General features: G+C 68.3%; 4 protein-coding genes. 2 read left to right on the forward strand and 2 right to left on the reverse strand.

The genetic code is table 11. From position 1 onward, the window contains the following. Both ACDELDRAFT_RS19900 and ACDELDRAFT_RS19905 read left to right on the forward strand, forming a co-directional pair. Window positions 1–624 (forward strand): D-alanyl-D-alanine carboxypeptidase/D-alanyl-D-alanine-endopeptidase (locus tag ACDELDRAFT_RS19900; protein WP_005799850.1); only part of this gene is annotated, 624 nt, incomplete at its 5' end. A 395-nt stretch (window positions 625–1,019) separates the two neighbouring features. Then, the gene (locus ACDELDRAFT_RS19905; RefSeq protein WP_005799851.1) at window positions 1,020–2,327 is read left to right on the forward strand and encodes a lipase family protein; all 1,308 of its coding nucleotides are present in this window, start codon (window positions 1,020–1,022) and stop codon (window positions 2,325–2,327) included. A gap of 80 nt (window positions 2,328–2,407) precedes the next feature. On the opposite strand, the gene ACDELDRAFT_RS19910 is transcribed toward ACDELDRAFT_RS19905, so the two are convergent. Then, a complete protein-coding gene (locus ACDELDRAFT_RS19910) occupies window positions 2,408–3,361 on the reverse strand; it encodes an SGNH/GDSL hydrolase family protein (RefSeq protein ID WP_005799852.1) in 954 nt (317 codons plus the stop codon). A gap of 62 nt (window positions 3,362–3,423) precedes the next feature. After that, the coding region (locus tag ACDELDRAFT_RS19915; protein WP_040330037.1) for an L-threonylcarbamoyladenylate synthase at window positions 3,424–3,923 on the reverse strand (500 nt) is incomplete at its 5' end.

Genomic DNA, 3,923 nt, shown 5'->3' on the forward strand with positions numbered 1-3,923 from the left:
TTTGCGGCCCGCGCCGTGGAAGGCATGTGGCGCGAACTGGGCGGCAAGCTCACGGGCACCGTTCGCGAGGGCCCCGTGCCTGCGCGGCTCAAACCGGCATTTGTCGCCACATCGCCGCCGCTGGCCGAGGTGGTGCGCGACGTGAACAAATACAGCAACAACGTGATGGCGCAGCAGCTGTTCCTCACGCTGGCATTGCGCCGAAACGGCGTGGCCACATTCGAGGGTGCGCGCGATGCCTTGCGCCAGTGGTGGCAGGCCCGCCTTGGTGATGCCGAGCCGCCCATGCCCGACAACGGTGCCGGCCTCAGCCGCGAGGCGCGCATCAGCGCCCAGGCCCTGGCGCGCATGCTGCAGGTGGCGTGGGCATCGCCCGTGATGCCCGAGCTGGTGGCTTCGCTGCCCATTGCAGGCGTCGACGGCACCTTGCGGCGCAGCCAAAGCCGTGCGGGCGCTGCCCACCTCAAGTCCGGCAGCCTGCGCGACGTGATGGCTGTGGCAGGCTATGTGGATGCGGCGAGCGGCCGCCGCTATGTGCTGGTGGCCCTGGTCAATCACCCGCAGGCAGGCGCCGCGCGGCCTGTGCTGGATGCGCTGATCGACTGGACAGCGCGCGACCAGTAGGCGCGGGCGTGCGTCCTGTGCGCGTCCCTCACGGGCCGGCGCGCGGTGCATCGGTGTCTGGCCGATGTTTCCTGTTCTTCCGTTTGCCTGTTCTCTCGTCCGCTGTCCGCTTCGCGCAGATGACTCGGTGCCGAAAAGCTGGCACTGCAGCGATGCGGTGCTGCGTTGCGCGCAGAGTTGATGCCGCCGCGCCGGCCTCTCGCACCGTGGAGCTGCGGACCCCGCGCCGTGTTCGGCGCAAGGCCACACGCTGCACCGATGCCTTCCGTCCGGCGCGGGTTTGCGCCTGTCGCTTGGGTGTCTCGCGGCTGCGTTGCGCTCTCGTTATCCCTAATGGCTGGGGACCCTGCCCGCGCGCAGGATGCGACGTTCTTCACCGATCCAAAGGATTGCCCATGACGTATTTCCGCCTTTCGTGTATCGCCGCGGCTGCGGTATTGCTGGTCGCCTGCGGCGGCTCCGATGGCCCCCAGCGCGGGGAGCTACTGGATCCGCCCGCCACGCTGGCCACGCTGAGCGCCGCGCAGATCGATGCCGCCACGGCGGGCAGCGGGCTGCAGGCCATCAGCGGCAAGGCCAAGTGCGATGTGAAGGTGGTGGGCCTGAATTACTCCACGGTGGGCGTGCGCGAGGGTGAGAACACCAATGCCTCCGGCGTGATGCTGGTGCCCGCGGGCAACTGCACGGGCGCGGCCGCCCTGGTGGCCTACGCCAAGGGCACCGACGTGCAAAAGCCGCACACCCTGGCCAACCCGCAAGACAGCGAAACCTTCCTGCTGGCCGCCATGTACGCGGCCCAGGGTTATGCGGTGGTGGCCACCGACTACCTCGGTTTTGCCAAGTCCACCTATGCCTACCATCCGTACCTGCACGCGGATTCCGAGGCCACGTCCGTGATCGACTCGGTGCGTGCAGCGCGCGCGGCCGCGCCCAGCGTGGGCGCCAGCTTGTCGGGCAAGGTGATGTTCACGGGCTATTCGCAGGGCGGGCACTCGTCGATGGCGGCGCACCGGGCCGCCGAGCGCGACTACGGCAGCGAGTTCAACGTGGTGGCGGGCGCCCATCTGGCCGGGCCTTACAACCTGTCGGGTTCGCTGCGCGTGCCCGATGCCGTCGTGGGGGTGCAGTTCTTCGTGCCCTATCTCGTGACTTCGTGGCAAAAGGTGTACGGCAACGTCTACAGCGACGTGAAGACGGCGTTCAAGCTGCCGTACTCGGGCTATATCGAAACCCTCTTGCCCAACCCCACGCTCAACTACACCACGCTGGTCACCTCGGGCGCCTTGCCCGGTGGCCCGGACGTCACGCCCAACCAGGCGCGTGACCTGGTGTTCCAGCCCCAGTTCCTGGCTGCCGCCCAGGCCGGCGGCTCCAACCCCCTGTTCATGGCCGCCCGCAAGAACGACCTGCTGGGCTGGAGCCCCAAGTCGCGCGTGCTGCTGTGCGGCGGTGCCGGCGACCCGACGGTGCCGCCTGCCGTCCACCAGCAGGTGATGAAGGCCGACTTCGACAGCCGGGGCCTGACCAATGTGGCATCGGTGGATGTCGACCCGCTGGTGCAGGCCACGTTCGGGCCTGGCGGCAAGGCGCCCACCGACCCAGCCTCGGCGGCCTTCGCGACGTACTACGGCAGCTACCATGGCACCTACGAGCCGCCCTTCTGCCACGCCCAGGCGCGGGCACTGTTTGACGCGATCAAATAAACGGCGTCTGCCGCGCGCATGAAAAAGCCGACCCCCGGGTCGGCTTTTTTTGTGCAATGCGCGGGTGATTTGCCAGCAAGTTACCAGCGGGCACGCAGGCGGTCGTAGGCGTAGTTGCCGAGCTGCCGGTGGGCCGATGGCGTCATGTAGACCTGGTCGGCAAAGACGTACTTGTCCTGCTTGGCGTCAGGCAGCAGCGTGGAGGTGTTGCAGCGTGCCGAGTTGACCTGGCCCGTGCCCGTGCCGATGCCGTTGCCCGGATCGACCGAGGTGCACACTGCCGTGGTGGCGTTGTCGAAACCGTAGGAGCCTGGCGAACTGACGTACAGGTTGACGTAGTAGGCCGAGTCCAGGTACAGCACGTTGGCGCCCAGGTCGACGATGTTGACCAGCAGGCCGTCGTTGAAGCGGCTGCTGGCGTCGCTGAGCAGGCTGACCTGGTTGATGGCGGTGGCCCAGGGCGTCTTGCCCAGGTCGTAGGTGCCCGTCACCATGACATGCTGCGCCCCGGCCGTGACGAGGCGGCGCACCTGCGCGGCCAGTTCCTGTCCGGCCTTGCGCGAAGCAGCCACCATGTCGGCGGGGGTGAGCGTGCCGGCGCGCACGGCGGCCATGCCGGCAACCACGTCGCTCGGCCCGGCATTGATGAACACCACGTCGTTGGCCTTGAAGGCGCCGGTGGCCAGGAAGCGGTCCACCTGCTCGGTGATCGTGAGGGTGGTGGCATCGCCGGCGGCGTCAGGCTTGGCAGTGACGCGCGCGTTGCCTGCGGCGTAGCTCAGGCCGCCTGCCGACACCGGCGTGAGCGTCTTGCTGTAGCGCGAGGCGAGCTGCTGCGTCCAGTTGCCCACCGAACCGTCGTTGACCGTGTAGAGCGAGCCCTTTTGCCCTGCGTCGCTGTACGCGTCGCCAAAGGCAATGAAACGTTCGGGCGTGAGCGCCGATTCCGTGGTGCTGGAACCACAGGCCGCGAGCAACGCTGCCGACGCACATGCGGCGACCACAACGGTGCGGCGCATCCAATTTGCTGCCATGTATTTCTCCAGAAAAGTGGGGGCTAGTTTAACGATGCAACGTCAAAGTATGTAAAGCGCGCTCAGGCCGCCGCGGCGCGCTGCAGCCGGTCGCGCACGCCTTCCCATGCGGCGGTGGCCGGGGGGGTTTCGATCCAGATCAGCTTCACGCCCTGGTCGTCGAAGGCGCGCAGGGCCGCAAAGAGCTGCTGGGCCGTGGCCTCGGCATCGTCGGGCATGCGGCGCATCACGAGGCGGGTGGACTGGGTGCGCGGCATCGTTCGCGCATAGACGGCGATGTGGGCGGCATCGGCGCCCAGCAGATCCAGGGCGGTCTGCAGCGCGGCAGCGTCCATGAGGCGCACCTTGGCGGCGGGTGCGTAATGGGCTTCCAGCGTGCCGGACGCACGGGGTGTGTGCGCCGGCAGCTCTTCTTTCGAGAGCGGTTGCAGCCCGCAGGCCGCCGCGATCTGTGCGCGCGTGATGGCGCCCGGGCGCAGCAGCACGGGCACGCCCCGCGTGCAGTCCACGATGGTGCTTTCGATGCCCACGGCGCAGGGACCGCCGTCGAGCACCAGCAGCC

This window comes from Acidovorax delafieldii 2AN, assembly GCF_000175235.1.
Classification (GTDB): Bacteria; Pseudomonadota; Gammaproteobacteria; order Burkholderiales; family Burkholderiaceae_C; genus Acidovorax; species Acidovorax delafieldii_B.